Here is a 26,666-nt window from a genome sequence, read left to right on the forward strand (position 1 = left end):
ACACCAGACGCAGCAGGGGGCAGACGCCATGACGACAGGTCGGCTCGGGCAGCAAGCCGCGCCACCGAATGCGGCCTATGCCGGGCAGGTCGTCCTGGGACAGGTCTGTAAGCAGTCCGCCGTCCCACCCCCGTAACCGGCGCCACCGCGACCGAACTGTTTCTGCCCCTGCCCCGCAGAGGGTGGCCGACACGGTTCTCACAGCCGTGGCGTTGCCACCGCCCGGGGAACGCGACACGAAGGAGTCCGCGGTGACACCTGAGATGACGAAGACCGAGACGCGCCCGGCCGACCTGACCGGAGAGCGGGCCCGCCGGCCCGAGAAGCTCCGGAACATCGAGGTCTGGGCCAGGTCGGCACCGATCAGGCTGGCCGGGTACGAGGATGATCTGGCCGAGCCGCACATCCTGCCCGGAATCGACTGATCGTCCCACCTCGCCCGGCAGTGCCCCGGCCCCTGTCCCCGTCTTCGGACGGGGACAGGGGCTCTTTCCCGGCCACCGGCATGACCCGCCCGCGTACGCAGTCGTTCCCGGCCGGGGGAGTGAAAGCCCACCAGGCCCTCACCGGCTGTCGTCCCCTTCTTCCGGGACGCTCCCGCCCGGCCGCAGCGGAACGGGTCCGGCCACCGGCCTCATGAAGTCCCGTACGTAGGTCCGGTCCCACCAGCACCCGGTGTTCCGCAGCTCCTGGCTGTCGGTGAACCGGTAGTGGAAGACCCGGGCCCGGATGTGGGCGGGCGGTCCACCGGGGAACGGGTTGTGGCCCAGGAGCCGCAGGGTGTCCCGGTCACCCCGCAGCAGCCGCTCGACGAACGGGCCGAACCAGGTGCGGGCGTACGCGGGGGACAGTGCGGCGAACCACATCATCCAGTCCAGCCGCAGATGGTAGGGCGCGAACTGGCGCGGCAGCCTGCGCGGATCACCGGGCTTGCCCCGGAAGCCGTACTCGAGCCATCGCGTCCCCTCGTGGACGACCGCCTCCTCGGTGCCCTCGACGACCACCTCGAGCCGCATCCTGCTGATGCTCCCGAAGGCCCCGTAGGTGTTGACCAGGTGCAGTGGGTCGTAGGACCGGTTCATCGCCTGGCGGCGCGAGAGGAGGTTGCGCGCAGGGCGGTGGCTGAGCGCCAGGACGAGGGCGGTGACGGCCATGACCAGCACCTCGTACCAGAGGGGTGACCCCGGCTGGGCGGGGGGCGGTCCTGCCACCGGTGACCAGTCGACCGCGGCCAGGGCGAGGACGACGGTGAGCCAGTTCAGCCAGGCGAAGTTCCCCGAGAGGATCAGCCACAGCTGGGTGACCACCATGAGCCCGGCCGCGACACTCGCCACCGGTTGCGGGGTGAACAGCAGGAACGGGACCACGAGCTGGGTGACGTGGTTGGCGGCGACCTCCACCCGGTGCACCGGCTTGGGGAGCCGATGGAAGAACCAGCTCAGGGGCCCCGGCATCGGCTGGGTCTCGTGGTGGAACTCCAGACAGGTCAGCCGGCGCCAGCACTCGTCCCCCCGCATCTTGATGAGACCCGCGCCGAACTCGACCCGGAAGAGCAGCCAGCGCAGCAGCCACAGGACCAGCACGGGCGCCGCGGTGTCGCCGTTGCCGAGGAACACCGCGAGGAAACCCGTCTCCAGCAGGAGCGACTCCCAGCCGAAGCCGTACCAGACCTGGCCGACCTGGACGATCGACAGGTACAGCACCCAGGGCAGCGCCCACAGGGCCATCGCCGCGCCCAGCGGGACGTAGGCGTCCAGGCCGGCCAGGAGGGCCAGCGACACCGCCACGCCCGCCCAGGCGACCAGTGCGAAGAAGCGGTCCGAGTAGTGGAGGCGGAAGAGGCCGGGCGCCTCCCGCCACGAGGTGCGCCGCAGGAGGTCGGGTACGGGGAGCATGCCGCGGGAGCCGATCAGCGCCCGGAACTGAAGCGCCGCGGCGAGGAACGCGACCAGATACACGGCGGCCAGCGAGCGCTGGAAGACCAGCCTGCTCAGCCAGTAGCCGTCTGCGGTGAACCACTCCATCGCCTCCAGTATCCGGCGGACTCCGTCCGTCAGACGGCCGACACGGTCCGGCGCAGCACCCTTCCGAGCCGGCGTGCGTACCAGTGCTGGAGGAGCGGCACGAGAGGGCCCGCGAGCCGCGCGTACCAGGAGGCGGGCCGTGAGAACGCCATGACGGTGAACCACACCGTCCCGTCCTCCGCCAGCTCCACCACGAAGCTCTCCTCGCCGCACTCCGGATGCCCGGCCCGGGTGCCGTACGCGAAGCCGGTGCGGTCCTTCTCGTAGGCCGTCCAGACCACCGCGCAGGGGGCGGTGACGCGGAGCGGGCCGATGCCCGCCGACACGTCGACGGTGACTCCCGCGGCCGCCCGTACGGCGGAGGCCCGCACCCCGGCGCCCGCGGCACGGTGCATGCGCCACTCGGTGACGGCGGCGCCGGCGGCCTCGAAGTCCGCCCGGCCCCTGCCGACGGCGGCACGGTGGTGCAGATGGTTGTAGCCGTCCGGGAGCGGTCCGAGCAGGGTGGCTCCGACCTCGGGGTACGTCAGGCTGCTCATGCGGTCCTGCCTTCCGATGGGGTGCGTTCCTGGAGCCGGCGCCGCGCGAGCAGCGCGCAGAGGGCGAAGCCCAGCGCGTTGCCGAGCCCGTGCGTGGCCGCCATCCAGGTCAGGGTGGGGTGCGGCAGTCCGGTGGCCTCGCCGAGCGCCCAGCTCAGCGCGAGCACCATGGTCACGGCGAGCACGCCGGCCGAGACGGCGAGGAGTGCGCCGGTGACACGGTCCCGTCCGTCGGTGCGGGCGGTGCGCCAGGTCAGGAGTGCGACCGTCCACATTCCGGCGGTGAGCACGAGGGCTCCGGCCAGTTCGGTCCGGTCCCCGGTGAAGTAGCCGACGAGGACGAGCAGTGTGCCGAGCGGCACGCTGAGGGCGGCGAACCGGCCTGCCGTCTCGTCCTGCGCCCTGCAGACGAGACCGGCGACGAGTGCGGCGGCGAAACCGGCGAAGTGGAAGTGGGGCACGGTCAGTGCCAGGATGCCGAGCCCGAACCCGAACAGCTCGTGGCCGGAGCGCTCGGCGACGAGGGCGAGCGCGGCGACCGACGGGGCGACCAGTGCGGTGAGCAGTGCGGCCTCCGCCGGGCGCGCGCTGCGCGTACGGGCGAGGCGCCGCGGCGCGTGGGTGGCGAGGAGCAGCGTCCCCAGGGCGTAGCAGAGCGCGAGAGCCGCGGCGACGTCACCGCGCGGCAGCCACAGGGACAGTGCGCCGGGCGCGGCGAAAAGCGGCCACATACGCCGTATCCGGTCGAGTGAGGGATCGCCGACGAGCCCCAGTCCCAACGGGACGATCACCAGCATGCCCAGCATCACGATCAGCCCGACCAGTACGGACATCGTGCCCACCCCCGTTCCACGTGTACGGAACCTTCATTGAATTGAACATGTTCAATTTGCTTCGTCGCTGAGCATAGAGGGTGCGTTGAACGCGTTCAAGTCGCCAGTTCGGTCGAGGAATCGGACAAATAATGGCAGAGTGGCGCACATGGATGATCGGGGAGCGGGTGCCCTGTCGCTCCCGGACGACTGGCCCGCCCACCCGGACCTCAGCCTCGCCCTGAACCGAATGGGCAGTTTCGACTGGGATCTGGACAGCGGCCTCATGCACATGGACGAGCCCGCACTCGACGTGTTCGACCTTCGTCCGGATGAGTACGACGGCCATCCTGCGGGGCTCGCGCAGCGAGTCCCCGCCGACGAGGCGATCCGGCTCGACGGCATGGTCTCCCAGGCCCTCAAGAGCGGCCGCAACAACTACGGTGCGTACTTCCGCCGGACGCAGCGCGACGGTTCTTTGTGCTGGACCCATACCCAGGGGTTCATCCGCCGGGACGGCACCGGGCGGCCTCGCCGCATCATCGGGATCATCCGGGACGCCACCCAGGAACTGGCCGAGTCGACGGCTCGCCGGACCGTCGACGAGGAACGGCGCCGCCGCACCAGCCTGGTCGAGGGCACCACGGCTGCCCTGGCCCACGCGCGGACGGTCAAGGACGTCACCGACGTACTCAAGAGCTCCCACGGCCTGGCCAACCTCGGTGCCACCAGCCTGGTCATGGGGCTGCTCGAGTCGGGGCGCATCCACCTGGTGGCGGACGGCCCCGAAGGGGCGTACGTGCAGGGCACCCGCTACACCCGGACCGACGAGCCCTATCCGATGAGTGAGGTCATCCGCACACTCACTCCGCGCTTCATCGAGACACCCGAGGACTTCGCGACCTCGTACCCCGTCCTGTGGCCCCACATCAGCCACCTCGGCATCACCGCCGCCGCGTACATGCCGCTCATCGCTCAGGCCCGCCCGATCGGCGCACTCGGGCTCCTCTACGGCAACAAGGCCGGCTTCACGGGCGACGAGCGGAACCTGCTGGTGGCTCTCGGCAGTTCGATCGCCCAGAGCCTTCAGCGGGCCATGCTCTACGAGCAGGAGCACGACCTCGCCGAGGGACTTCAGCAGGCGATGCTGCCCCGCCGGATTCCCGAGGTGCCCGGGGCCCGGGTCGCCGTCCGTTACCGTTCTGCGCGGCTCGGCAGGGACATCGGCGGCGACTGGTACGACATCATCCCGCTGCCCGGCGGCCGGGTCGGTGCCGTCATCGGTGACGTGCAGGGGCACGACACGCACGCCGCGGCCGTCATGGGCCAGCTGCGGATCGTCCTGCGTGCCTACGCCGCCGAGGGACACAGTCCCGCCACGGTCATGGCACGGGCCTCCGTCTTCCTCCACGAACTCGACACCGACCGCTTCGCGACCTGCACCTACGCGGAGGCAGACATGACCACCGGGGTGGTGCAGTTGGTCAGGGCCGGGCACGTGGACCCCGCCCTGCGCGACATCGACGGGAACTGCCGCAGACTTCCGGTCGAAGGCGGGCTGCCCCTGGGGCTCTCCGCGGAGTTCGGCCGGCTCGAGTACCCGGTCAGCACAGTCGATCTCGACCCGGGCCAGACGTTGGTCCTCTTCACCGACGGAATGGTCGAGCTGCCCGGCACCGACCTCGACGAAGGCACGCGACTGCTGGTCTCCACGGTGCGCGACGGACCGCAGGACCTCCAGAGGCTCGCCGACCGGCTCTGCGAAGTGGTCGACGAGCGCGGGGGCGAGGACGACATGGCGGTGCTGCTGCTGCGCCGCAACGCCGCCCACGCCCCCCACCCCGGCGGCCGGCTCCAGCAGCACGTCGCGCAGAACGACCCGGAGGCGCTCACCTCCGCCCGCCACATGATCCGGGCGGCGGTACGCGCATGGGGGGCGAAGGACCGCGCCGACGAGGTCGAGCTCGCGGCCGACGAGCTGATCACCAACGCGCTCATGCACACCGACGGCGGCGCCATCGTCACCATCCGCGTGCTCACCGGATCCGAACGGCGTCTGCGGGTCGACGTGGAGGACCGCTCCAGCGCTCTCCCGCGCCGCAGGGACGCGGGGGAGTCAGGAGTCTCGGGCCGCGGACTCATGCTCGTCGACCGACTGGCCGACATCTGGGGAGTGGAGTCCCGGGGCAACGGCAAATGCGTGTGGTGCGAATTCCTCATCCCGGAGCACCGGTAGCGCCGCGGCCGAGGCCGCGCGAGACTGTAACAGTACGTAACATGTCCATACTTGACCGTAACCGGCCCTGCGGGATCGACTTCGATCCCGCCGTTCCGCCGCAGACGACGCGAGGCCCCGTTGAGTACCGAGCTCCTGGCACCTCTTGATCTGGCTTTCTGGCACCTTGAATCCGATGCGCATCCGATGCATCTCGGCGCACTCGCGGTCTTCGACCCGGTACCCGGCGTTGCCCCGGTCGACCTGCTCGAACTGCTCGGAGCACGGGCCGCCGCCATCCCCCGGCTGCGGATGCGGGTCCGTGACGTCCTGCTGCCCGTCGGCGGCGCCGCCTGGTTCACCGACAAGGAATTCGACGTACACCGGCACGTGAGGCGGGTCGTGCTCCCCGGGGGCGACTTCATGGCGGAGACGGCCCGACTCGCCGGTGAACTCATGGAACGGCCGCTCGGACGCGGCCTGCCGCCCTGGCAGATGTATCTCCTCGACAGCCCGGGGGACGGGCCGTTCGCCGTCCTCGTGAAGCTGCACCACGCGCTCGCCGACGGGATGCGGGCCGTCGCCATCGGCGCCGGCATCTTCGACCAGATCGCCTCCGCCGCTGCTGGCCGGGGCACGTTGCGCCGCCGGGCGCCCGTGCCGCCCCGCTCCTGGCTGCCCCGCCCGTACGAGGCGGCGGGCATGGCGATGGGCCGGCTCGGGGAAGTCGGCAGGGCGCTGGGAGTCGGCGCCTCCGTCGTACGCGCCAGCCGCCTCGACCTGCGAGCCACCACGGCCCTGACCGCGCGCTCCAGCGGAACGCGCCGGCTCGCCACCGCCGAACTCGACGCCGAAGCGGTGCAGCGAATCCGGCGCACCGAGGGCGGCACGTCCAACGACGTGCTGCTCGCGCTCGTCGCCGGGGCGCTGCGCCGGTGGATGCTCGAGCGGGGCGACCAGCTCCCCGGCGCCGACCCCCGTGCCCTGGTCCCCGTCTCCCGGCGCCGGCCCGGTGGAGCGGCCACCGGCAACAGACTCTCGGCCTATCTGCTCGGGCTGCCCGTCACCGAACCCGACGCCCGGGAACGGCTGCGCCTCGTGCGCACGGGCATGGACCGGAACAAGGCGGCGGGGCCCCTGCGCGGCGCCGGCGCCGTCGCCGTACTGGCCGACCAGCTGCCCGCGCTGGCCCACCGGTTCGGAGCGCCGCTGGCCGGGAACGCGGCCCGGATGCTCTTCGACCTGCTGGTCACCAGCGTGCCCCTGCCCCGCTCCGCACTCTCGCTGGGCGGCTGCCCTCTGCGTGCCGTCTACCCCATGGCGCCGCTGGCCCGTGGACAGTCACTGGCCGTCGCCCTGTCCACGTACGGCGGGCGGGTACAGGTCGGACTGGTCGCCGACGGCAAGGCGCTGCCGGATCTCGACCAGCTGGCCTCCGCGATCCACGCGGAACTGCGCGACCTGCACGCACTCGTCCCCTCGGTGCCCGCTCCGGCGTGAAGGCCGATCCGCCGTACCCTGTTGACGTGGCCGATTGATCCGATGAATAGTCCTGTGCGGACCATCAGGGATCACCGGCGGGGGCGGCAGAAGCATGCGGCGTATCAGGCTCGGACGCAGCACGGTCGAGATCACCGAGCTCTCCTTCGGGGCGGCGGCCATCGGCAACCTCTTCACGGCGGTAGGGCCGGAGCAGGCCGCCGCCGCGGTCGACGCGGCCTGGGAGGAGGGCGTCCGCTACTTCGACACCGCACCGCACTACGGCCTGGGGCTCTCCGAACGCCGTCTCGGCGAGGCTCTGCGTCACCGGCCGCGGGACGCGTACGCGGTGTCCACGAAGGCGGGCCGCCTTCTCGACCCGCTGACCCCCGCCGAGACGGCGGCCCATGCGGGGCTGTCCGACGGATTCGCCGTACCGCACACCCACCGGCGCCGCTGGGACTTCAGTGCCGACGGCATCCGCCGCAGCATCGAGGACAGCCTCCGGCGCCTCGGCCTCGACCGGGTCGACATCGTCTACCTGCACGACCCCGACGAACACGGGGCCGCGGCGTTCCGCGAGGGGTACCCGGCTCTGGAGAAGCTCCGCGCCGAAGGCATGGTCGGGGCCATCGGTGCCGGCATGAACCAGACCGCGATGCTCACCCGCTTCCTGCGCGAGACCGACGTCGACGTCGTCCTCTGCGCCGGCCGTTTCACCCTCCTCGACCGCAGCGCCCTCGACACCCTGCTGCCGGAGGCGGCCGCCCGGGGCCGCAGCGTCGTCGTCGGAGGCGTCTTCAACTCCGGGCTGCTCGCCGACCCGCGCCCCGGAACGACGTACGACTACGCCGCGGCCCCCGCGGCCCTCCTGGAGCGAGCCCTGCGCATCCGGGACGTCGCCGAAGGACACGGTGTCCCGCTGCGCGCCGCCGCGCTGCGCTATCCGCTGCGTCACCCGGCCGTCGCCGGGGTTCTCGTGGGAACCCGCTCCCCGGACGAGGCCCGCGACGCGGCGGCCCAGCTCCGCAGACCCGTCCCGGACGCGCTCTGGGCCGACCTGCGCGCGGCAGGGCTGCTCTGACATGGCGCCCCAGCCGGTCATCGACGCCCACCACCACGTGTGGGACCTCGCGGTGCGTGACCAGGAGTGGATCACCGGCGAGGAACTCGCCCCCATCCGCCGTACCTTCACCCTCGCCGACCTGGAGCCCGAGGCACGCGCCTCCGGGGTGTCCGCCACCGTCCTCGTCCAGACGGTCACCGTCGCCGAGGAGACCCCCGAATTCCTCGCGCTCGCCGAGGGCAGCACGCTCGTCGCGGGCGTCGTCGGATGGACCGACCTCACCGCGCCGGACATCGCCGACACCCTCGCCGCGCTCCAGGCGCTGCCCGGAGGCCGCCGGCTCGTCGGAATCCGCCACCAGGTCCAGGGCGAATCCGACCCGGAGTGGCTGCTGCGCCCCGACGTGCTGCGCGGGCTGGCGGCCGTCGCCGCCGCCGGACTCGCCTACGACCTGATCGTCAGGCCCCGACAGCTGCCGGCCGCAGCCCGTGCCGCCGCCCTTCTTCCCGGGCTCACCTTCGTCCTCGACCACGCGGGCAAGCCGCCGGTGGCGCGGCGTACGACGCACCCCTGGGCCGACGGCCTGCGGGCCCTCGCCGCGCTGCCCAACACCGTCTGCAAACTCTCCGGCCTGGTCACCGAGGCGGACCCGAGGGCCTGGACGGTCGATGACCTGCGCCCCTACGCGGACACCGTCATCGATGCCTTCGGCCCCGCCCGGCTCATGTTCGGCTCCGACTGGCCCGTGTGCCGGCTGGCCGCCGGGTACGCCGACGTCCTGGGCGCGGCGCGCGAGCTGATCGGCCGGCTCGGGGACGACGAACAGCGGTCCGTCCTCGCGGGCACCGCGCAGCGGGTCTACCGGCTGCGGGAGGCCGGTGCCTGAACACGCAATCCGAAGGCGCGCCGTGCGGCCGGCAGGCATGCGCGGGGCCGTTGCGGCAGGCTGGAGTCATGCCCGAACTGCCGGAAGTCGAAGCCCTGCGGGACTTCCTCGACGACCATCTGGTCGGCAAGGAGATCGCGCGCGTCCTGCCGCTCGCGATCAGCGTCCTGAAGACGTACGACCCGCCTCCCACCGCACTCGAAGGCGCCACGGTGACCTCCGTCGCGCGGCACGGGAAGTTCCTCGACATCACGGCCGGGCAACTCCATCTGCTCATCCACCTCGCGCGGGCCGGCTGGCTGCAGTGGAAGGACGGCTTTCCCACGACCCCGCCACGGCCGGGCAAGGGCCCGCTCGCCCTGCGGACGGTCCTCACCGGCGGCGCCGGCTTCGACCTGACGGAGATGGGCACCACCAAGCGCCTCGCCGTCCACCTGGTGCACGACCCTGAGGACGTGCCCGGGGTCGCACGCCTCGGGCCCGATCCGCTCGCCGACTCCTTCGACCGGGACGCGTTCGCGGCGGTGCTCGCCAGGGCCCGCAGACAGGTCAAGGGAGCCCTCCGCGACCAGTCGCTGATCGCGGGCATCGGCAATGCGTACAGCGACGAGATCCTGCACGTCGCGAAGATGTCACCGTTCAGGCTCACCACCAGCCTCGGCGACGACGAGATCACGCATCTCCACCACGCGATGCGCACCACCCTCGAGGAAGCCGTCGAACGCTCCAGGGGCGTCGCCGCGGGCCGGCTCAAGGCCGAGAAGAAGAGCAGCATGCGCGTCCACGGCCGCACCGGGCTGCCCTGCCCCGTCTGTGGCGACACCGTGCTCGAGGTGTCGTTCAGCGACTCGTCGCTGCAGTACTGCCCCACCTGTCAGACCGGCGGCAAGCCGCTCGCCGACCGACGGCTGTCACGCCTGCTCAAGTAGCGGTCACGGTCGTCGCGGCCACCGGGCGGGCGGGGCCCCGGGACGCGGCCCGTGTGCGTACACCGCCCACGGCGCACCATCACGCCGAACCCCATACCCGGACCGCGCACGCGGGGCACCTCGCCAGGTGCCCGTCGAAACCGCGGGCGTAGGCAGGCCACAGCACCCCGAGCGCGTAGGCCCCGGCGTCCCGGTGCAGTTCGATGGCACGCATGTCCTCCGGTACGTGACGAACCCGTGAACCGCTCATGCCATCACGCCGGTCGAGCACCTAAACTCCGGCCTCATGCTGCGCGTACTCGCCGTCGACGACGAAGAACCCGCTCTGGAGGAACTGCTCTACCTCCTGCGTGCCGATCCCCGCATCCGGAGCGCCGAGGGCGCCAAGGGCGCCACGGAGGCGCTGCGCCGCATCGGGGGTGCGGTGGACGCCGGACCCGAGGACCCCTCGGCGATCGACGTCGTGTTCCTGGACATCCACATGGCGGGGCTGACCGGACTCGACGTCGCCCAACTCCTGGCCGGTTTCGCCGCACCACCGCTCATCGTCTTCGTCACCGCCCACGAAGGCTTCGCGGTACACGCCTTCGACCTCAAGGCCGTCGACTACGTACTCAAGCCCGTCCGCCGCGAGCGTCTGGCCGAGGCCGTCCGCCGCGTCGCCGAGCAGGTCGGTGAGCGCTCCGCGTCCGTCCACGACACGGCCGCCGACCAGGTCGCGGTGGAACTGGGCGGGGTCATCCGTTTCGTGCCCGTCGTCGACATCGCGTACGCCGAGGCACAGGGGGACTACGCCCGCCTGCACACCTCGTCCGGCAGCCACCTCGTCCGGATACCGCTGACCACCCTGGAGGAGCGCTGGCGCTCCCGGGGGTTCGTACGCATCCACCGCCGCCACCTCGTGGCGCTGAACCGGATCGACGAACTCCGGCTCGACGCCGGCAGCATGAGCGTCCGCATCGGCGACGCGGAGCTCGCCGTCAGCCGTCGCCACACCCGCGCCCTCCGCGACCTCCTGATGCGGCAGACCGGCCGCTGACCTGCCCCAACCGGACGGCGGCCCTTCCCAGCCGGGCCCCGGGCCGCCTACACTCCGGGCCCATGTCCGCAGAGAGCACGCCCCGGCGCGAAGTGGTCACGGGCGAGCCCCGCCGGGTGCGTCCGCTGCCGCGCTACCGGGCCCAGTCGGAGATCGACGAACAGACCGCCCTGGGCGGCGCCTACGTGCGCTCACTGATGCGCAGCCAGCTCCGCGCCGGACTCACCGTCTTCGCGGTGCTCGCGCTCGTGGCCGGAACCCTGCCCCTGGTCTTCGAGGCGCTGCACAGCAACGTCCTCGTCTGGACGGTGCTCGGTTTCACCACCTGTCCGCCGCTGACCCTCGCCGCCTGGTGGTACGTGCGCAGGGCCGAGCGCAACGAGCGCGACTTCGCCAGACTCGTGGAAGGCCTGCCCGCACCGTGAGCGCACCCGGCCATCCGTCGGCGGTGGTGGCAGTTGCCCTCGTCGTCCTCGCCACCGTCCTCGTCGGCGGGTTCGGTCTGCGGATATCCCGTACCACCTCGGACTTCTACGTCGCCTCGCGCACCGTACGGCCGAGGCTCAACGCCGCGGCGATCAGCGGCGAATACCTCTCGGCCGCCTCCTTCCTCGGCATCGCGGGCCTGGTGCTGGTGCACGGCCCCGACATGCTCTGGTACCCGGTCGGCTACACCGCCGGCTATCTCGTGCTGCTGGTGTTCGTCGCCGCCCCGCTGCGCCGCTCGGGGGCGTACACCCTGCCCGACTTCGCCGAGGGACGGCTCGAATCACGCCAGGTGCGCCGACTGGTCAGCGTGTTCGTCGTCGGCGCCGGCTGGGTGTACCTCGTGCCGCAACTCCAGGGCGCGGGTCTCACCCTGAAGATCCTCACCGGCGCGCCCGGCTGGCTCGGCGACGTACTGGTCGCCTCCGTCGTGGTGGTGGCCGTCGCGGCGGGCGGCATGCGCTCGATCACCTTCGTGCAGGTGTTCCAGTACTGGCTGAAGCTCACCGCGCTGCTGGTCCCCGCGATCTTCCTGGTGCTCGCCTGGCAGGGCGACGGGCGTCCCCGTGTCAGCTTCGACGAACAGATCTCCGTCTTCCGTGCCGACCATCCGCTCTACGCGACGTACGGACTGATCGTGGCGACCTTCCTCGGCACCATGGGCCTGCCGCACGTGGTGGTCCGCTTCTACACCAGTCCGAACGGCCGCGACGCCCGCCGCACCACCGTCGCCGTCCTCGCCCTGGTCGGACTGTTCTACCTGCTGCCCCCGGTGTACGGGGCTCTGGGCCGCCTCTACGCGCCCGAACTCATGCACGGCGGGGACGCCGACGCCGCCGTGCTGCTGCTGCCCGCCAGAGTGATCGGCGGCCTCGGCGGTGACCTGCTCGGGGCGCTCCTCGCGGGCGGCGCGTTCGCCGCGTTCCTGTCCACGGCGTCGGGGCTCACCATGGCCGTCGCCGGCGTGATCACCCAGGACGTCCTGCCCTCCCGGGGCGTACGGCACTTCCGGCTGGCCACCGTCCTGGCCATCGCCGTGCCGCTGGCCGGCTCACTCGTCGTCAGCCGTGTCCCGGTCGCCGACGCCGTGGGGATGGCCTTCGCGGTCTCCGCGTCGTCCTTCTGCCCGTTGCTCGTCCTCGGCATCTGGTGGCGGCGGCTCACCCCGCCGGGCGCGATCGCCGGTCTGCTGCTCGGCGGCGGCTCCGCGCTGCTCTCCGTGGCGATCACCGTCAGCGGCGCGGTACGCCCGCCGGGCTGGCCGCACGCGCTGCTGGCCTGGCCCGCCGTCTGGTCCGTACCGGTCGGCTTCCTCGCGATGATCCTCGTCTCCCTCGCGACCCCCGGACGGATACCGCCCGGCACCAACGCGGCCATGACCCGCTTCCACCTGCCGGAGGCGCTGACCTCGGGGCGCGTACGGTGACCGGGGCCGGCATCGCAGTCATCGCCGTGCTCGTCCTGCTGCTGTTCGGCACCGGCTTCCTCCTGGGCCGCACCGCCCGGCCCGTGCGCACCAGCGACGTGGGCACACCGGTCGAGCACGCCACCTTCGAGACCCTGCACACGGCGTCCCTCGCGGCGCCGCCCTTGCGCGCCGGGCTCACGGAGGAGAGCGCGCGCAAGGCGGCGCGCGGGCTGCGTTCACTGCTCGGCACCGACGCCCTGTGCCTCACCGACCGCGACCGCGTGCTGGTGTGGGACGGCGAGGGGGACCACCACGGCAAGGCTGTCATGCACCACGTGCAGGGGCTCCTCGCCAGCGGTAGGGGCACCGCCTTCCACAGTGACTGCGGCGATGTCGACTGCCCGCTCCGCTGGGCCGTCGCCGTGCCGCTGACGGTCGACCACCGAGTGCTCGGTACGCTCGTCGCCTACGCCTCCCGGGAGTCGGCCGTGCTGGCCAGGGCAGCGGGGGAAGTCGCCCGATGGGTCTGCGTGCAACTGGAACTCGCCGAACTCGACCGCTCCCGTACACAGCTCATCGAGGCCGAGATCAAGGCGTTGAGGGCCCAGATCTCCCCTCACTTCATCTTCAACTCACTCGCCGCAATCGCCTCGTTCGTGAGGACCGACCCCGAGCGGGCCCGCGAACTCCTGCTGGAATTCGCCGACTTCACCCGCTACTCGTTCCGTCGGCACGGGGAGTTCACCACCCTGGCCGACGAACTCCACTCCATCGACCAGTATCTGGCGCTGGTGCGGGCCCGCTTCGGTGAACGGCTCTCCGTGAAGCTTCAGGTCGCCCCTGAGGTGCTTCCCGTCTCGCTCCCGTTCCTCTGTCTGCAGCCTCTGGTCGAGAACGCCGTCAAACACGGCCTGGAGGGTGCGGTCAGCCTTCCCCGGACCGTCGATCCGGTCCGGGCAGGGGACGCACCCATCCGTGTCACGATCAGCGCGCTGGACGCGGGCGCCGAGGCCGAGGTCGTCATCGAGGACGACGGCACGGGGATGGAGCCCGAGCGGCTGAGGCAGATCCTGCGCGGCGAGGGCGGCACCTCCACCGGCATCGGCCTCCTCAACGTGGACGAGAGGCTTCGCCAGGTGTACGGGGACGAGTACGGGCTCGTCATCGAGACGGGGGTCGGAGCAGGCATGAAGATCACTCTGCGGCTGCCCAAGTACCGGGCGGGCGTGCACGGTTCCTGACCGGCTGCAGCCCGCCGCTCAGTACAGATGCACCGCCAGGTGCCCCAGGGGCAGCCCCAGCCGCCAGGCCGGGGTCCACACCTGTGTCTCGCCCTCCTCGTCGTCCGCCTGCTCCCACGGAGGCGGACCGATCGAGTCGAGGTCCGCCGCCAGCATTTCCGTCTCCTCCAGCCACCGCCAGGTGGCTTGCGCCAGCGCGAGGTCGGGGTCCGGGCACCCGGCCGGAGCGGTCGGGCGCTGCAACGCCTCCAGCCGCGCGCAGACCCAGCGTCTCCACGCGGCGCCGTACGCCGTGAGCAGCCGCAGTTCGTCCACCCGCGCCACGGGGAGTTCGTCGGCGACCGCCCCGTCGGACAGGAAGATCGTCAGGGCGAGCGCGTCGCGCCCCGCGCGGTACTCCAGGGTCGTCGGCTCCATCAGGTCGCCGGTCACCAGCACTTCGTCGGCGATGTACTCGGAGTACATCCAGGCCATCGGGACCAGCAGCCCGTCCCCACCGGTTTCCTCGTGATGTTCGGGACGCATCCCGTCTCGCCTCTTTCGTCGACTCGGCACCGGGCCACACGCAGCATTGAACCGGGGGGACGCGCCCCGCGTGGGCAGAAGGGCAGGATCCGTCGGGAGATTCGAGGTGCGATGACCGCCGACCGCGGCGACGAACCGCATGTACGGCAGCAGTTGGGCGCCTACGTGCTCGATGCCCTGGCAGAGGACGAGAACGGCCCGGTCGCCCGGCACCTCCTGCGGTGCGAGGCCTGTGCCGCGGCCTATGTGGAGATCGTGGACGCGGTGTCCCTGCTCGCGCTGCTCAATGCCGAGGACCTGCTCGAATAGCCGGGCAGACCGCGGCTCAGCAGCCTCAGGGCGTAGTACGAGCGGGACTTGACGGTGCCCGGCGGTATGCCGAGGACCTGAGCGGTCTCGCCCACGCTGAGCCCCCGGAAATAGATGTGGACGAGTACCGCGCGGTGCTCGGGGCTGAGCGTGCTCACGGCCTCACGCACATCGAGGGCGTGGACGGCCGAGTCCGCGGTGTCCTCGAGTGCGGGCGCGCTCTCCAGAACCGCGTCGCTGACCTCGGTCGGCCGGGCCTGGCGTGATCGCCGGGCGTCGATGGCAAGCCTCCTGGCGACGGTGAACAACCATGGGCGCATCGAGTCGTAGGGAGCGTCGAACGCCTCCGGGTGCTGCCAGGCGCGTACCAGCGTCTCCTGCAGGAGGTCCTCCGCCCGCTGCCGGTCGCCGAAGGTCAGCCCCAGCAGGAAGTGGAGGAGCGCGGCCCCGTGCTCACGCTGCAGCTCCGCGAGGGCCCGCTCATCGGTTGTCGCAGTGGTCATCGTGATCGTCCCTTCCCGAAGAGGCCCTGGCGCCTCGCTCCCTGCCTGGCGTATACGAACGCATCGGTGCGCGTGGGAACAGGCGGTGCACCGAGGTGTGCGCCGAGCGGTCGCACGGAGCGGCGAGTGGTGCGGTGAACGGTCGACGGCCGGCGATACGGCCGATTCAGGTACATCGTCACCTTTGTCCTTGACTCGCCAGTATGAATATATGTGTATTCATGTGGTCGAAATGATCCGAACCGGGAGTCGTCCAGATGACGAAGCGCATCCGACAGGGCGCGGCGGTCGCCGTCGCCGGTCTGCTCGCCACCGCAACAGCCTGTACCGGCCAGCAGCCCTCGCCCCCCGGGTTCGCCGGGCGACACCTTTCCGCCGAACCGGGGGTCAACGGGGCGGGCGCCGGCAGTGATCAGGGCGCGCGCACCTTCACGCTGCTGGCGTCGGGCGACATCCTGCCGCACTCCGTGATCATCGACCGGGCCGCAGCCGACGCCGGCGGCAAGGGCTACGACTTCCGCCCGATGCTCAAGGGTGCCGCTCCCGTTGTATCGGGTGCGGATCTGGCCATCTGTCACATGGAGACCGCGTACGGCGAGAAGGGCGGGCCCTACACCGGCTACCCGTCGTTCAAGTCGCCGCCCGAAGTGGCGACCGCCCTGCGCGCCACCGGCTTCGATTCGTGCTCCACCGCCTCCAACCACACCCTCGACGACGGCGCGGAGGGAGTCGGGCGCACCCTCGACGCGCTGGACCGCGCCGGCGTCGCCCACGCCGGATCGGCACGTTCCGCCGAGGAGGCGTCCCGTCCCACCCTGCTCAGGGCGGGCAAGGGGAAGAACGCCGCGAAGGTCGCCCACCTCGCGTACACCTACGGCACCAACGACATCCCGCTCCCCGCCGGGCAGCCCTGGGCGGTCAACCTGATCGACAAGGACCGGATCGTCTCGGATGCCAGGGCGGCCCGCAAGGCGGGCGCCGACGTCGTCGTGGTCTCCCTGCACTGGGGCACCGAGTGGCAGGACGCCCCCGACGACGTCCAGCTCGCACTCGGCCGCGAACTCACGGCCTCCGGCAGCGGCGAGCGCCCCGACATCGACCTGATCCTCGGCACCCACGCGCACGTCCCGCAGGCGTACGAGAAGGTCAACGGCACCTGGATCGTGTACGGCATGGGCGACCAGATCGCGGGTGCCATGGTCAACTACGAAGGAGCACGGGACCCGCGCGCCAACGAGAGCTCGATGGGCCGCTTCACCTTCGGGCCGCCGGCGAAACCCGGGCAGCGGTGGACCGTCGAGAAGGCCGAGTTCATTCCGCAGTGGTTCGATCCCGGGGCGGGGCGCGTCGTGCCCCTCGACTCCGAGGCATCCTCCACGGCCGGGGCGGACCGTGGCCGGCTCGGCCAGATCCGCGGCCGGATCCAGCGTGCCGTACTGAGCCGTGGTGCGGCCCAGGACGGTCTCGTCGCGGGGAAGTGACGACGGGGTCTGCCTCGGGTGGCGCTACGGCACGACGGTCACCGGCCAGCGCCCGGCCTTCACGAGCCGTACCGCGACCGAGCCGATGAAGCGGTGCCCGGCGGACTCCGACGCGCCCACGACCACCGCGTCCGCCTTCAGTTCGTCGGCCGCGGTCACCAGGCCGTTGTAGGGGTCGCCGTGGAACGTGTGGAACTCCCAGCGGACGTTCCATATGTCCTTGAGGCGCTCGGTCGCGGACCTGATCTCGTTCACCAGCCCCTCCGCGACCTCCCCGGTGGCCTCGGCCACCGGGGCTCCCAGGGCGGCACCGGCGGACATCACCGGCTGGACGTAGACGAGGGCGAGCATCGCGTTCTGCCGACGGGCGAGGCCCGCCGCGTAAGCCGCGGCCCGCATCGAGGACTCGGACCCGTCGAGTCCCGCGACGATCACCTTGGGGCCGTCCGTGCCGCGCTCGAACCGGTGGTGTTGCTGGTCTGTCACGGCCCCGAGGGTAGTCGCTCCCGCATGCCGTGCTCAGGGCGCCTCCGCGCAGGCCAGGGACGTCCCCGCCGCCCACTGCCCGGGCGCTCCATCCATCGGGTGCAAAACATCTGATATCCGGTGTCGTCGGCAGGAGCGGGTGTGACTCCGTGCGAGCAGTTGGTCATGAAACATGATCAGATTCCAGCGGAAAGACGCGTCGTGCTGCGCCTTGCCCTCGCGCTGGGGGCCGCCGCCGCGGTGCGCGTGATCGCGGCGGATCCTGCCGGGACGCCCGTGCGTCCCGGCGGCGAACCTCCGGCCCCGGCCCCGGCAGCCGGACCTCCGGCGAGGGCGCAGGCGGGCCCGGGCTCCTACCGCCTGCGCCCCATGACCTCGCACACACCACCTCGCTTCCGCCCGGCCCCGCCGCCCGTCCGTACCCGGCCGTTCGAGGAGCTGCCCGGACTGGGGAGCGACGCGATGGTGCTGAGCTTCGACGACGGCCCCGACCCCAGGTACACGCCGGACATCCTTGCCACACTCCGCAGGTACGGCGTGCGGGCGATGTTCTTCGTCTGCGGGGAGATGGCGGCCGACAACCCCGACCTGCTCCGCGAGATGGCGGACGACGGGCACGTGGTCGGCAACCACTCCTGGTCGCACCCTCTGATCCCGAAGCTCTCCCGAGGCGCGATCCGTGACGAGCTGGGCAGCACCAGCGAGGTGATCGAGAGGGCGCTGGGTGCTCCGCCGCTCTGGTACCGGGCTCCCTACGGCGCCTGGAACCGCAATTCCTTCGAGATCGGCGCTGCGTTGGGCATGGAGCCGATGGCCTGGACCGTCGACACGCTGGACTGGACCACGCCGGGCACCGACACCATCGTCCGCCGGGTCGAGAAGGGTGCCGCGCCCGGCGTCGTCGTGCTGTCGCACGATGCGGGCGGGAACCGGTCCCAGAGCGTGGCCGCCCTGCGCCGGTATCTGCCGGCCCTGATCGGGAAGGGCTACCGCCCGACGGTCCCGCACCGCACCTGACCGGCGGCGTCAGGCGCCCGCAACGGCTATCGCGTTTCGATCAGCCGGGCGAACACCACCACGTTCCCGTCGTAGCCGTTGGCCTTGGAGTAACCACCGCCACAGGTGATGACCCGGAGTTCGGCCTGTCCGGTGTCGCCGTACACCCGGGCTCCGGGGAAGTCGTTCTTGGCGAAGACCTCCACGCCGTAGATCTCGAACACCGCGACCCGGTCGTCATAGCGGGACACCTCGATCTGCCGGCCCCCGCTCAGTGAGCCCAGTCCGTAGAAGACCGCCGGACCGGCGAGGTTGTCGACGTGACCGACCATCACGGAGGTGCCGCGCTGGCCCGGGGCGATGCCGTTCTGGTACCAGCCGGCGAGGTTCGGGTCCTGGGCCGGGGGTGCCTCGATCCAGCCGGCCGGGTCGAGGTTCACATCGACGACGGGTGCGTCGACCTGGATCGAGGGAATCCGGATGCGAGCCGCGGGGGCGTATGCGAGCGGCTCCACGGAATCACCTTCGACCGCGGGGGGCACTCCTGTGTCCCGGGGGCCGGCCACCGAAGCCGCGGCGGCCGGCTGCGGCGGTCCCGGCGAGGTCTCCACGCCGTTGCGCATGAGAGCGAGGCCGGTGAGCATCACCAGGGCGATCGCGCCCCACGGTGTGCGTCTGCTCCGCTCGGCGCCCCACTGGTCCCGGCCCATGGTTCTCCCTTCGTCGCGACATCGCCACGCTAGGCGGGCGTCCACGCGGCGGCGATCAGGGAAGGGCGAACGGGTGGCGGCCGATCGGGCCCCGCCTGCGGCTTCTTCTCTTCGGAGTAATGAGCGGATAAAAATTCTGACGGTCCGTGACCTGCGGCTCCGTCAGATCTCCTGCCCGCCGAACGGCGTGTCGGTTCACCGGTGGAGCAGTGCCGATGTGCGGCATGTGCGGTATCTGGTGAGGGTTCGTCATGGGAGGCGTTCTCGTCGACTGATCCCGGAGAACGTGACTCCGGGGCGCTTCCCGCTGGAGGTTCAAAGATGCGTGCTTCACGCGCTCTCGCGGTGACCGCGACCGCATTCGCGGCGGTCGGGCTCGCTGCCCCGCTGGCCGCCGCCGGCGGCGGCCCGGGCAGTAACCCGAGCAACTTCCCGACCAATGTCACCGTCAATCCGTCCTCGGTCTTCCAGGGCGCCACGATGCAGGTCAGCGCGGAGGGCTGCGGGCGTTCCGGCGGCCGGGTGTGGTCGAACGCCTTCCCGACGGTCAACCTGTCACCGGGCCGGGTCGGCTACGCCACGGCGCGTATCCGGGACAACGCGACGCCCGGGCAGTACAGCCTGTCCGTGAGGTGCAACGACAGCGACAACAACTTCGGCGGCGGGAACGGAGGCGACGGCGGCCAGGGTGGCAACGGCGGCCAGGGCGGCAACGGTGGTGACCGGGGTCAGGGTGGCAACGGCGGCAACGGCGGTGGTCAGGGTGGCAACGGCGGCCAGGGCGGCAACGGCGGTGGCCAGGGTGGCAACGGCGGCCAGGGTGGCGGTAACGGTGGCCAGGGTGGCAACGGCGGTGACCCGTCGGTGGCGACCGCGCGCTTCACCGTGCTCCACTCCCGTGGTGCGCAGGGCGGCCTCGGCGGCTCCGTGGGGCCCAGCTCCGTCGAGATGCAGGTCGGCGGCGGCCTCGCCGCGGCAGCGGCCGTCGGCGGTGCCGTCTTCCTCGTCCGTCGCCGGATGAGCAATGCGGCGATCTGACACGTCGAACCTTCTCCCCGGCCCGATACGCCCGTCGCCCCGAGTCCTGGATCAGGACCCGGGGCGACCGTCGTGCGTCTGTGTGCGGTGCTGAGCCGTCAGTGCTGACGGCTCGTGCGGCGCTTGCGCAGAACGTAGAAGGCGCCCGCCGAGGCGACCGCCACCAGTGCGGAGCCGGCCGCGATCTCCGCGGGATCCATCGTGTCGACACTGCCGCCGAGACCGCCCAGCACACCGCTGGGGGAGGCGGTCGAGCTGGTCGTGGGGGCCGTGGTGGGAGCGGTGGTGGGGGAGCTGGTGGCGCCGCTGGTGATCGTCAGGTTGGCCGACCGCGTGGTGGTGCCGCAGCGGAAGGTCACCTCGTAGACCGCCCCCCGCCGCGCGTCCCGGTCGACCGTGGCCGTGGCCGACCTCCCGCTCGGGATGGTGGTCGTGTCGAACACGCCCGAGAACGCGGTCGCTTCACTGGTGCACCCCACGGCGCCGAGAGTGACCTGGCCCCCCGGCGCGACCGTCGACGGAGTGATGGTCGGCGTGAACGGGGTGGACGTACCGCCGTTGAGCACATCGGCCGATGCGGCCGGTGCCATCAGAAAACAGGCGGCGGCGCCCAGCAGGGCGACGGGTGCGACACGTATCGCGCGCATGGTGAATCCTCCGGGTCCCGAGGCGCAGTCGCGGAACGGATTTCCGCGAGGCATGGATACACCTCGATGCGGGAAACGGTAGAAGCGCCGCATATCACCCGCGATCGGTGTCCGGCGAATGGGGCAGCCATGTCCCCCGGCCGGCGGACGGCCGGGGGACAGGAAGGGGCGCCTGTGCTCCTATCGGCCGACGGCATGCGGGAACAGGTCCACGAAGGGGGCCGTGGTCGCCGAGATGCCTCGGCCGAAGGGGGCGTCGAAGTCCCAGATCAGGAAGAGCAGAAAGGCGATCAGCACGCTGAAGAGCCCCGCCAGCAGCAGTTCACGGAAGGTTCTGCGGATCTGAAGCGTGAAGATCAGCCCGACCGTGACCACGGCCCCCGTGATCAGGCCGAACCAGACGACTCCGGGCATGGTCGCACCCGCGTTCTGCCCCCGGGACCCCCGTGCGTCGTCGACGGCGGCCACCTGGTCGACCAGCGGCTGGTACGCCTGCCCCTCGTGGTCCGTTCGGGGCTTGTACTCCGTCACGTCGGCCCGCACCCTGTCGAGAAGTCTGGTGCCCTCCTCCGTGAGACTCCCGTGGTCCGTCATCGACCTCCATTCGTCGCCGACCACGTGGGAGACGTAGGCGTCGACGTCCGCGCGGATCCGGTCGCGGACCTCGGCGGGGTAGACGGCCGACCGTGCGCTCACCTCGTGCAGGGCCTGCGCCTCCAGGCGTACCGACTCCTGGGCGGCGCTACGGCCCTCCCACACGCCCGCGATGGCCAGGCCGAGCACGATCGCGTACACAACTCCGATCATCATCGTCATGTACTCGATCACGTCGGGAGTCTCGGACGGGTCGTCGTCCTCGGGGATGCGCCGGTTACTGAGGACGGCGATGGTCAGTACGACAGCGCATGCCGACGCCATCGCGATGGTCAGAACAAGCCATTCCGACATGGGTTCCCTTCTTCGGTCAGCGGGACGAGCGGGGCCGCAGCACCGCTACGGCGAAGACGGCGGGCGCGGTGATCAGGAGGGTGAGCGATACCAGTGACGGCCCGGTCCGTGGTGTCTTGCGGGGAGGTTTTCGGTAGGTGGGAATCGCGACGGGTGAGGGGGCCGGTGGCGCGGGGCGCACGGTGGGGCGTGGCGGCGCGGGTTCCGGTTCCCGTTCCGGTTCCGGAGGTGCGGGTGCAGGGGGAGGCGGCGGTGGGGGAGGTGGGGGCGGAGGTGGAGGCGGAGGCTGTGGTGGTGGAGGCGGTGGTGGAGGCGGTGGTGGGGGCGGTGGGGGAGCGGGTTCGGGCTCCGGCTCGGGTTCGGCGATGACCGCCCCGCACATCCCTTCGCCCGCCACGGCGACGGACGAACCGCCGTCCCCCTGCCCGATGGAGGCGACCGCGCAGTCGTCGCCGGCCGCCGGCAACGGCGCGGCGAGCAGCAGGAGCAGGGTGGTGGCCGTCAGCCGCCATATGCGTGATCCGTACACGCCGGGGAGCATGTTCCCCTCAGCCGCCGTACACGCGGAGGGGGGAGCTGATTCCCCTGATGGAGGGGACCTTCGGTGATTCGCGTTTGCGCCCGTCAAAACTCGTCCGGGCTCTCGTTGAACGGGCGGGGACCGGTCGGACGTACCTAGGACCACGAATGGCGCGGTCTCGCGTCCCGGCCGGCAGAAGGACAACGGGAGTCGACATGAATACCTGGCGGAACGCCTCGCTCGCGGTGACGACGGTGGCCCTGTTGGCGCTGACGACGGCGTGTGGTCAGGAGAGGGGTACCGCGTCCCCCAGCGGCCAGGCCGTGGGAAACGCGGCTCCCGCACAGCGGCCGGCCGATGGCGCGTACGGCTCGGACGGCGGCTACGGATCCGACGCCGCCGAGGGTGGGGCGCGGAAGGAGGCCGGGTAACTCGCCGTGTGGGAAAGCAGGAAACTGGGCAAGGTGCTGACCGACAGCGAGGGGTTCACGCTCTACCGGTTCGCCGAGGACACCTCCGAACCACCCACGTCGAATTGCGACGGTGACTGTGCGAAGGAGTGGCCCGCGGTACCCGCTCAGGGTGCGGAAGTGCCCGCCGGCACCGATGCTTCGCTGGTCGGCGAGGTCACACGGTCCGACGGTACGAAACAGCTGACCGTCGGGGGTCGGCCGATGTACCGCTACGCCGAGGTCACCGGGCCCGGTGACGCCAACGGGCAGGGTGTCGGCGGGACGTGGTTCGCCGCCGCTCCGGACGGAAAGAAAGCGGCGGTGAACGCCGAAGGGCCCACCGGCGGCCGGCAGGCCGCACTCGCCGGCCTATCCGTCCGCAAGGACGCGGAACTCGGAGACATCGTCGTGGACAGGCGCGGCATGACGGTTTACCGCTTCAAGAAGGACTCGGCCTGGCCGATGAAGTCGGCCTGCACGGGCGACTGTCTGAAAATGTGGCCGGTCGTCGCCCCTGTGTCGAAGAATGACGTAGAAGGAGTCACCACGAACGGATTCGTGACCTTCGACCGTCCGGACGGCATACAGCAGCAGTCCCTCGACTGCTGGCCGCTCTACACATCCCCCGGGGACGCGAAGCCGGGAGACACCAACGGCCAAGGTGTCGGCGGCACATGGTACGCGGTTTCGCCCGAGGCGAAGCCGGCCGGAGCCCCCGAGTAGCGTTCGGACCCCTATGTGATTCCGGTCCGTCGCCGAATGCGTACACGCAGCGACGGGCCGCCCGCACATGCCTCCGGTGTGTGACCAATAACGGATCTCTAATTTCCGTTTCCACTCGCTCTCTTGGCGGTCGATCAGTAGCCTCTGGTCAACACTGACCATGAACATGGCCGGATCGCCGTAGCGACTTGTTGGAGACATCGATGGAGCGTCCCGCCTGGGCACCGCAGGGCATTGACATCTCGGTGCCGAGCGTGTCTCGCATGTACGACTTCTACCTGGGCGGTTCGCACAATTTCGAGGTGGACAGGGAAGCGGCCCGTAAGGCCATGGAGTTCATGCCGGGCCTGCCGAAGGTCATGCAGGCGAATCGCGCCTTTATGCGGCGGGCCGTGCACTATGCCACCACATCGGGCGTCAATCAGTTCCTGGACATCGGGTCGGGTATACCGACCTTCGGTAATGTTCATGAAGTCGCCCAGGCGGCCGACCCCGAGGCACGCATCGCCTACGTCGACCACGACTCGGTCGCGGTCGCACACAGTCAGGCGGTACTCGAGGGCAACGAGCGGGCCATCATCGCCGCCGCGGATCTGCGGAAGCCCCAGGAGATCCTGGAGAACCCGGAGATCACCGCCCTCCTCGACCTCGACAAGCCGGTGGCGCTGCTCCTGGTGGCGGTGCTCCACTTCGTCGAGGACGCGGACGATCCGTACGAGGCCGTCGCCGAACTGCGCGACGCGCTGGCCCCCGGCAGCCTGTTGGTCCTGACCCATGCCTCGTACGAGGGGATTCCGCTCACCCAGGAGGTGGCGGGCGGGACGGTCGACGTCTACCGGACCATCCGCAATCCGCTGATCATGCGTTCCCGGACGGAGATCAGCCGCTTCTTCGAGGGGTATGAGATGGTCGATCCCGGGCTGGTCCCCATGCCCGAGTGGCGCCCGGAGTCCCGCGAGGCACTCGCGCAGGAGGACCCGTTCACTTATTCGGGCTTCGCCGGGGTCGGACGCAAGGCGTGAGCATTCCCGCCCAGTCGTCCGGCGCCCCGGACGCGGAACCCGACGGCCCCGAGGGCCGGCTCCGGAGATTCGCCACCATCTGGAGCCGGGCGATCTTCCCCTCCACGGCCACCTCCATGACCCGCCCGGAGTTCGAGGAGCATCTGCTGCCGCTCGCCCGGGAGCTCAACGACATCCTCCACACGCGGATCTTCGACGCGACCCCCGCACACCGTGTGGGGGGCGCCCTGGTCGCCGCGCACTGCACGGATCCCGACGCTCTGAGCTCCACGCTCGGCGTCGTCGACTCCTACCTGGTCCTCTACTGCGGCGGAAACGGGCCGGTGGAGCTGTCCACCGAGGACAGCCGGGCCCGGTGCGCACGGATCCAGCACGCGCTCGCAGGGGGCTTCACCCAGGCCCTGCGTGAGCGGACGCTCGCCGAGCAGGAGGCGATCGCCCGCTCGGCGCTCACCGCCCGCTCGCACGCCGAGCAGGCGCTCCACGCCACCGAGGCACGCTTCCGCGCCGTGTTCAAGGACGCCGCCGTCGGGATCGGCATCGCCGACCTCGAGGGAAACATCCTGGAGATCAACGACACCCTCACCCGGATGTTCGGCGGGCTGGAGCACCACGTCCGCAGCCACAAGGTGAACGAGTGGGTCCACCCCGAGGACTCGCCCTACGTGTGGAAGTACTACGACGAACTGGTGCGCGGCGAGCGCGAGCACTACAGCGTCGAGAAGCCCTACTACCGCAACGACGGCACCGTGCTGTGGACCAACCTCACCGTGTCGCTGCTGCGGGACCCGGAAGGGCGGCCGGAGTACCAGCTGGCCCTCCTGGAGGACACCACCGAGCGCCGGCTGCTCAATCTGCGGCTGCGCTACGAGGCCACCCACGACGCGCTCACCGGACTGCCCAACCGGACACTGTTCTTCGAACGCCTGGAGAAGGCCCTCGCCCTTCGGGAAGGCATGCGCTTCGGGCTCTGCTACCTCGACCTGGACGGCTTCAAGGCGATCAACGACAGCCTCGGCCACGCGGCGGGGGACCGGCTCCTGGTCGAGGTCGCCGACCGGCTGCAGAGCTGTGCCACGGCCCCCGGCGAGATGGTCGCGCGGCTCGGCGGCGACGAGTTCGTGGCCCTCACCACCGGCCCGCACACCCAGGACGACGTACACGAGCTGGCCGGGCGCATTCTTCTGGCGCTCGCCACGCCCATCCGTCTGGACGGCCGGGAGCTGACCGTACGCGGATCGGTCGGTGTCGTCGAAGGCCCTTCGGGTGAACGCACCGCCGCCGAGGTGCTGCGGAGCGCCGACATCACGATGTACCGGGCCAAGGCGGCGGGAGGCAACCGCTTCGCGCTGGCCGACGCCGAGGCCGACGCCCGCGCCATCACCCGCCACGGACTGACCACGGCGCTGCCCGCGGCGCTCGACCGCGGCGAGTTCTTCATCGAGTACCAGCCGCTGGTGCACCTCGGGGACGGCAGCGTGCACGGCGCCGAGGCCCTCGTGCGCTGGTGCCATCCGCAGCACGGTGTGCTCGGCCCCGACCGGTTCATCCCGCTCGCCGAGCACACCGGGCTGATCGTGCCGCTCGGCCGCTGGGTCCTGGAGGAGTCCGTGCGGCAGGCGAACTTCTGGCAGGAACGGCACACCGACGGCGGGCCGCTGCGGATCAACGTCAACCTCTCACCGACCCAGCTGCACCATCCGAACCTGGTCGCCGAGACCGTCGACGTGCTGGAACGCTCCGGTCTGGAACCCGGCGCGCTCTGCCTCGAGGTCACCGAGTCCGCACTGATCGGCGCGGACGACGATCTGCTCAAACCGCTGCGCCAGCTGGCGGAAATGGGTGTCGACATCGCGCTGGACGACTTCGGCACCGGCTACTCGAATCTGGCGAACCTGCGCCGGCTGCCGGTGAGCGTGCTGAAGCTGGATCGTTCCTTCACCCAGGGCATGCAGCAGCACCCGGCCGACCCCGTCGATCTGAAGATCGTCGAAGGCATCGTCTCGCTCGCCCACAGCCTCGACCTCGCCGTCACGGTGGAGGGTGTCGAGACGGGCGCCCAGGCGGAGCAGCTGCGACAGCTCGGCTGTGACACCGCACAGGGGTGGTACTACGCCAAGCCGGGTGCCCCTGACCGGATCCACGCGCTGCTGCTGGCGGACGCGGTCTGAGGACCGCGCCC

25 protein-coding genes and 2 pseudogenes are annotated in these 26,666 nt (G+C 71.1%); 17 read left to right on the forward strand and 10 right to left on the reverse strand.

Annotated features, from left to right (window positions below; genetic code table 11):
- The first annotated feature begins 251 nt into the window (after window positions 1-251).
- Entirely contained in the window at window positions 252-425 is a 174-nt protein-coding gene (locus tag ABZ441_RS18095) for a hypothetical protein (protein WP_358974989.1), read from the forward strand.
- A gap of 138 nt (window positions 426-563) precedes the next feature.
- Here ABZ441_RS18095 and ABZ441_RS18100 read toward each other — a convergent pair whose 3' ends face one another.
- Genes ABZ441_RS18100 through ABZ441_RS18110 form a run of 3 tightly spaced genes read right to left on the reverse strand, consistent with a single transcriptional unit; the run spans window position 564 to window position 3,396 of the window.
- A complete protein-coding gene (locus ABZ441_RS18100) occupies window positions 564-2,024 on the reverse strand; it encodes a lipase maturation factor family protein (protein WP_358974678.1) in 1,461 nt (486 codons plus the stop codon).
- A 29-nt stretch (window positions 2,025-2,053) separates the two neighbouring features.
- Complete coding sequence (locus tag ABZ441_RS18105) at window positions 2,054-2,563, reverse strand: DUF1990 domain-containing protein (RefSeq protein ID WP_358974681.1); 510 nt, start codon at window positions 2,561-2,563, stop codon at window positions 2,054-2,056.
- On the reverse strand, window positions 2,560-3,396 hold the full coding sequence (locus ABZ441_RS18110) for a YndJ family protein (RefSeq protein ID WP_358974683.1): 837 nt from the start codon (window positions 3,394-3,396) through the stop codon (window positions 2,560-2,562). The genes ABZ441_RS18105 and ABZ441_RS18110 overlap by 4 nt, the downstream gene beginning before the upstream one ends.
- 148 nt (window positions 3,397-3,544) lie before the next feature.
- Between ABZ441_RS18110 and ABZ441_RS18115 the strand changes: the two genes are divergently transcribed.
- The 5 genes from ABZ441_RS18115 to ABZ441_RS18135 all read left to right on the forward strand — a co-directional run bounded on the left by ABZ441_RS18115 (window position 3,545) and on the right by ABZ441_RS18135 (window position 9,950).
- The gene (locus ABZ441_RS18115; RefSeq protein WP_358974685.1) at window positions 3,545-5,611 is read left to right on the forward strand and encodes a SpoIIE family protein phosphatase; all 2,067 of its coding nucleotides are present in this window, start codon (window positions 3,545-3,547) and stop codon (window positions 5,609-5,611) included.
- A 120-nt stretch (window positions 5,612-5,731) separates the two neighbouring features.
- The gene (locus tag ABZ441_RS18120) at window positions 5,732-7,090 is read left to right on the forward strand and encodes a wax ester/triacylglycerol synthase family O-acyltransferase (RefSeq protein ID WP_358974688.1); all 1,359 of its coding nucleotides are present in this window, start codon (window positions 5,732-5,734) and stop codon (window positions 7,088-7,090) included.
- 94 nt (window positions 7,091-7,184) lie between these two features.
- The gene (locus ABZ441_RS18125) at window positions 7,185-8,153 is read left to right on the forward strand and encodes an aldo/keto reductase (RefSeq protein WP_358974691.1); all 969 of its coding nucleotides are present in this window, start codon (window positions 7,185-7,187) and stop codon (window positions 8,151-8,153) included.
- Window position 8,154: 1 nt separating this feature from the next.
- A complete protein-coding gene (locus ABZ441_RS18130) occupies window positions 8,155-9,021 on the forward strand; it encodes an amidohydrolase family protein (protein ID WP_358974694.1) in 867 nt (288 codons plus the stop codon).
- A 68-nt stretch (window positions 9,022-9,089) separates the two neighbouring features.
- On the forward strand, window positions 9,090-9,950 hold the full coding sequence (locus ABZ441_RS18135) for a DNA-formamidopyrimidine glycosylase family protein (protein WP_358974697.1): 861 nt from the start codon (window positions 9,090-9,092) through the stop codon (window positions 9,948-9,950).
- 79 nt (window positions 9,951-10,029) lie between these two features.
- Here the strand turns inward: ABZ441_RS18135 and ABZ441_RS18140 are convergent, their stop codons facing one another.
- On the reverse strand, window positions 10,030-10,164 hold the full coding sequence (locus ABZ441_RS18140) for a hypothetical protein (protein ID WP_358974699.1): 135 nt from the start codon (window positions 10,162-10,164) through the stop codon (window positions 10,030-10,032).
- A gap of 72 nt (window positions 10,165-10,236) precedes the next feature.
- Here ABZ441_RS18140 and ABZ441_RS18145 point away from each other — a divergent pair, with 72 nt between their 5' ends.
- The 4 genes from ABZ441_RS18145 to ABZ441_RS18160 all read left to right on the forward strand — a co-directional run bounded on the left by ABZ441_RS18145 (window position 10,237) and on the right by ABZ441_RS18160 (window position 14,124).
- Window positions 10,237-10,989 (forward strand): LytTR family DNA-binding domain-containing protein, encoded by a 753-nt coding sequence (locus ABZ441_RS18145; RefSeq protein ID WP_358974702.1) that lies wholly within the window; start codon window positions 10,237-10,239, stop codon window positions 10,987-10,989.
- Between the two features lie 62 nt (window positions 10,990-11,051).
- Window positions 11,052-11,414: a hypothetical protein gene (locus tag ABZ441_RS18150; protein ID WP_358974705.1), complete on the forward strand. Its 363-nt coding sequence runs from the start codon at window positions 11,052-11,054 to the stop codon at window positions 11,412-11,414.
- On the forward strand, window positions 11,411-12,901 hold the full coding sequence (locus ABZ441_RS18155; RefSeq protein WP_358974708.1) for a cation acetate symporter: 1,491 nt from the start codon (window positions 11,411-11,413) through the stop codon (window positions 12,899-12,901). The genes ABZ441_RS18150 and ABZ441_RS18155 overlap by 4 nt, the downstream gene beginning before the upstream one ends.
- Window positions 12,898-14,124, forward strand: coding sequence for a histidine kinase (locus ABZ441_RS18160; protein WP_358974711.1), 1,227 nt, complete (start codon window positions 12,898-12,900; stop codon window positions 14,122-14,124). Before ABZ441_RS18155 ends, ABZ441_RS18160 begins: the two co-directional genes overlap by 4 nt.
- 18 nt (window positions 14,125-14,142) lie before the next feature.
- On the opposite strand, the gene ABZ441_RS18165 is transcribed toward ABZ441_RS18160, so the two are convergent.
- A complete protein-coding gene (locus tag ABZ441_RS18165) occupies window positions 14,143-14,649 on the reverse strand; it encodes a hypothetical protein (protein WP_358974714.1) in 507 nt (168 codons plus the stop codon).
- Window positions 14,650-14,760: 111 nt separating this feature from the next.
- Between ABZ441_RS18165 and ABZ441_RS18170 the strand changes: the two genes are divergently transcribed.
- Window positions 14,761-14,958, forward strand: coding sequence for a zf-HC2 domain-containing protein (locus ABZ441_RS18170; protein WP_358974717.1), 198 nt, complete (start codon window positions 14,761-14,763; stop codon window positions 14,956-14,958).
- On the opposite strand, the gene ABZ441_RS18175 is transcribed toward ABZ441_RS18170, so the two are convergent.
- The gene (locus ABZ441_RS18175) at window positions 14,892-15,461 is read right to left on the reverse strand and encodes a sigma-70 family RNA polymerase sigma factor (protein ID WP_358974720.1); all 570 of its coding nucleotides are present in this window, start codon (window positions 15,459-15,461) and stop codon (window positions 14,892-14,894) included. The two genes, ABZ441_RS18170 and ABZ441_RS18175, sit on opposite strands and share 67 nt — an antisense overlap.
- A gap of 257 nt (window positions 15,462-15,718) precedes the next feature.
- Here ABZ441_RS18175 and ABZ441_RS18180 point away from each other — a divergent pair, with 257 nt between their 5' ends.
- Complete coding sequence (locus tag ABZ441_RS18180; RefSeq protein ID WP_358974723.1) at window positions 15,719-16,942, forward strand: CapA family protein; 1,224 nt, start codon at window positions 15,719-15,721, stop codon at window positions 16,940-16,942.
- 24 nt (window positions 16,943-16,966) lie between these two features.
- On the opposite strand, the gene ABZ441_RS18185 is transcribed toward ABZ441_RS18180, so the two are convergent.
- Entirely contained in the window at window positions 16,967-17,428 is a 462-nt protein-coding gene (locus ABZ441_RS18185) for a universal stress protein (protein ID WP_358974725.1), read from the reverse strand.
- A gap of 165 nt (window positions 17,429-17,593) precedes the next feature.
- On the opposite strand from ABZ441_RS18185, the gene ABZ441_RS18190 reads away from it, so the two are divergent.
- On the forward strand, window positions 17,594-18,445 hold the full coding sequence (locus ABZ441_RS18190; protein ID WP_358974728.1) for a polysaccharide deacetylase family protein: 852 nt from the start codon (window positions 17,594-17,596) through the stop codon (window positions 18,443-18,445).
- 26 nt (window positions 18,446-18,471) lie between these two features.
- On the opposite strand, the gene ABZ441_RS18195 is transcribed toward ABZ441_RS18190, so the two are convergent.
- Window positions 18,472-19,134 carry a class F sortase gene (locus ABZ441_RS18195; RefSeq protein WP_358974731.1) on the reverse strand — a complete coding sequence of 221 codons (663 nt, stop codon included), beginning with the start codon at window positions 19,132-19,134 and terminating at the stop codon, window positions 18,472-18,474.
- A 321-nt stretch (window positions 19,135-19,455) separates the two neighbouring features.
- Between ABZ441_RS18195 and ABZ441_RS18200 the strand changes: the two are divergent.
- A pseudogene (locus ABZ441_RS18200) lies at window positions 19,456-19,782 on the forward strand (hypothetical protein); the annotation flags it as partial.
- 488 nt (window positions 19,783-20,270) lie between these two features.
- Here ABZ441_RS18200 and ABZ441_RS18205 read toward each other — a convergent pair.
- Window positions 20,271-20,819, reverse strand: a complete 549-nt coding sequence (locus ABZ441_RS18205) for a hypothetical protein (RefSeq protein ID WP_358974734.1) — start codon at window positions 20,817-20,819, stop codon at window positions 20,271-20,273.
- Window positions 20,820-20,999: 180 nt separating this feature from the next.
- Window positions 21,000-21,767, reverse strand: coding sequence for a hypothetical protein (locus tag ABZ441_RS18210; protein WP_358974736.1), 768 nt, complete (start codon window positions 21,765-21,767; stop codon window positions 21,000-21,002).
- Between the two features lie 735 nt (window positions 21,768-22,502).
- Here ABZ441_RS18210 and ABZ441_RS18215 point away from each other — a divergent pair.
- The 3 genes and pseudogenes from ABZ441_RS18215 to ABZ441_RS18225 all read left to right on the forward strand — a co-directional run bounded on the left by ABZ441_RS18215 (window position 22,503) and on the right by ABZ441_RS18225 (window position 26,655).
- Window positions 22,503-23,462 (forward strand): annotated as a pseudogene (locus ABZ441_RS18215) (SCO0930 family lipoprotein).
- Window positions 23,463-23,665: 203 nt separating this feature from the next.
- Window positions 23,666-24,484 carry an SAM-dependent methyltransferase gene (locus ABZ441_RS18220; RefSeq protein WP_358974739.1) on the forward strand — a complete coding sequence of 273 codons (819 nt, stop codon included), beginning with the start codon at window positions 23,666-23,668 and terminating at the stop codon, window positions 24,482-24,484.
- Window positions 24,481-26,655 (forward strand): EAL domain-containing protein, encoded by a 2,175-nt coding sequence (locus tag ABZ441_RS18225; RefSeq protein ID WP_358974742.1) that lies wholly within the window; start codon window positions 24,481-24,483, stop codon window positions 26,653-26,655. The genes ABZ441_RS18220 and ABZ441_RS18225 overlap by 4 nt, the downstream gene beginning before the upstream one ends.
- Window positions 26,656-26,666: the final 11 nt, after the last annotated feature.

This window comes from Streptomyces sp. NPDC005752 (assembly GCF_040630715.1).
Classification (GTDB): Bacteria; Actinomycetota; Actinomycetes; order Streptomycetales; family Streptomycetaceae; genus Streptomyces.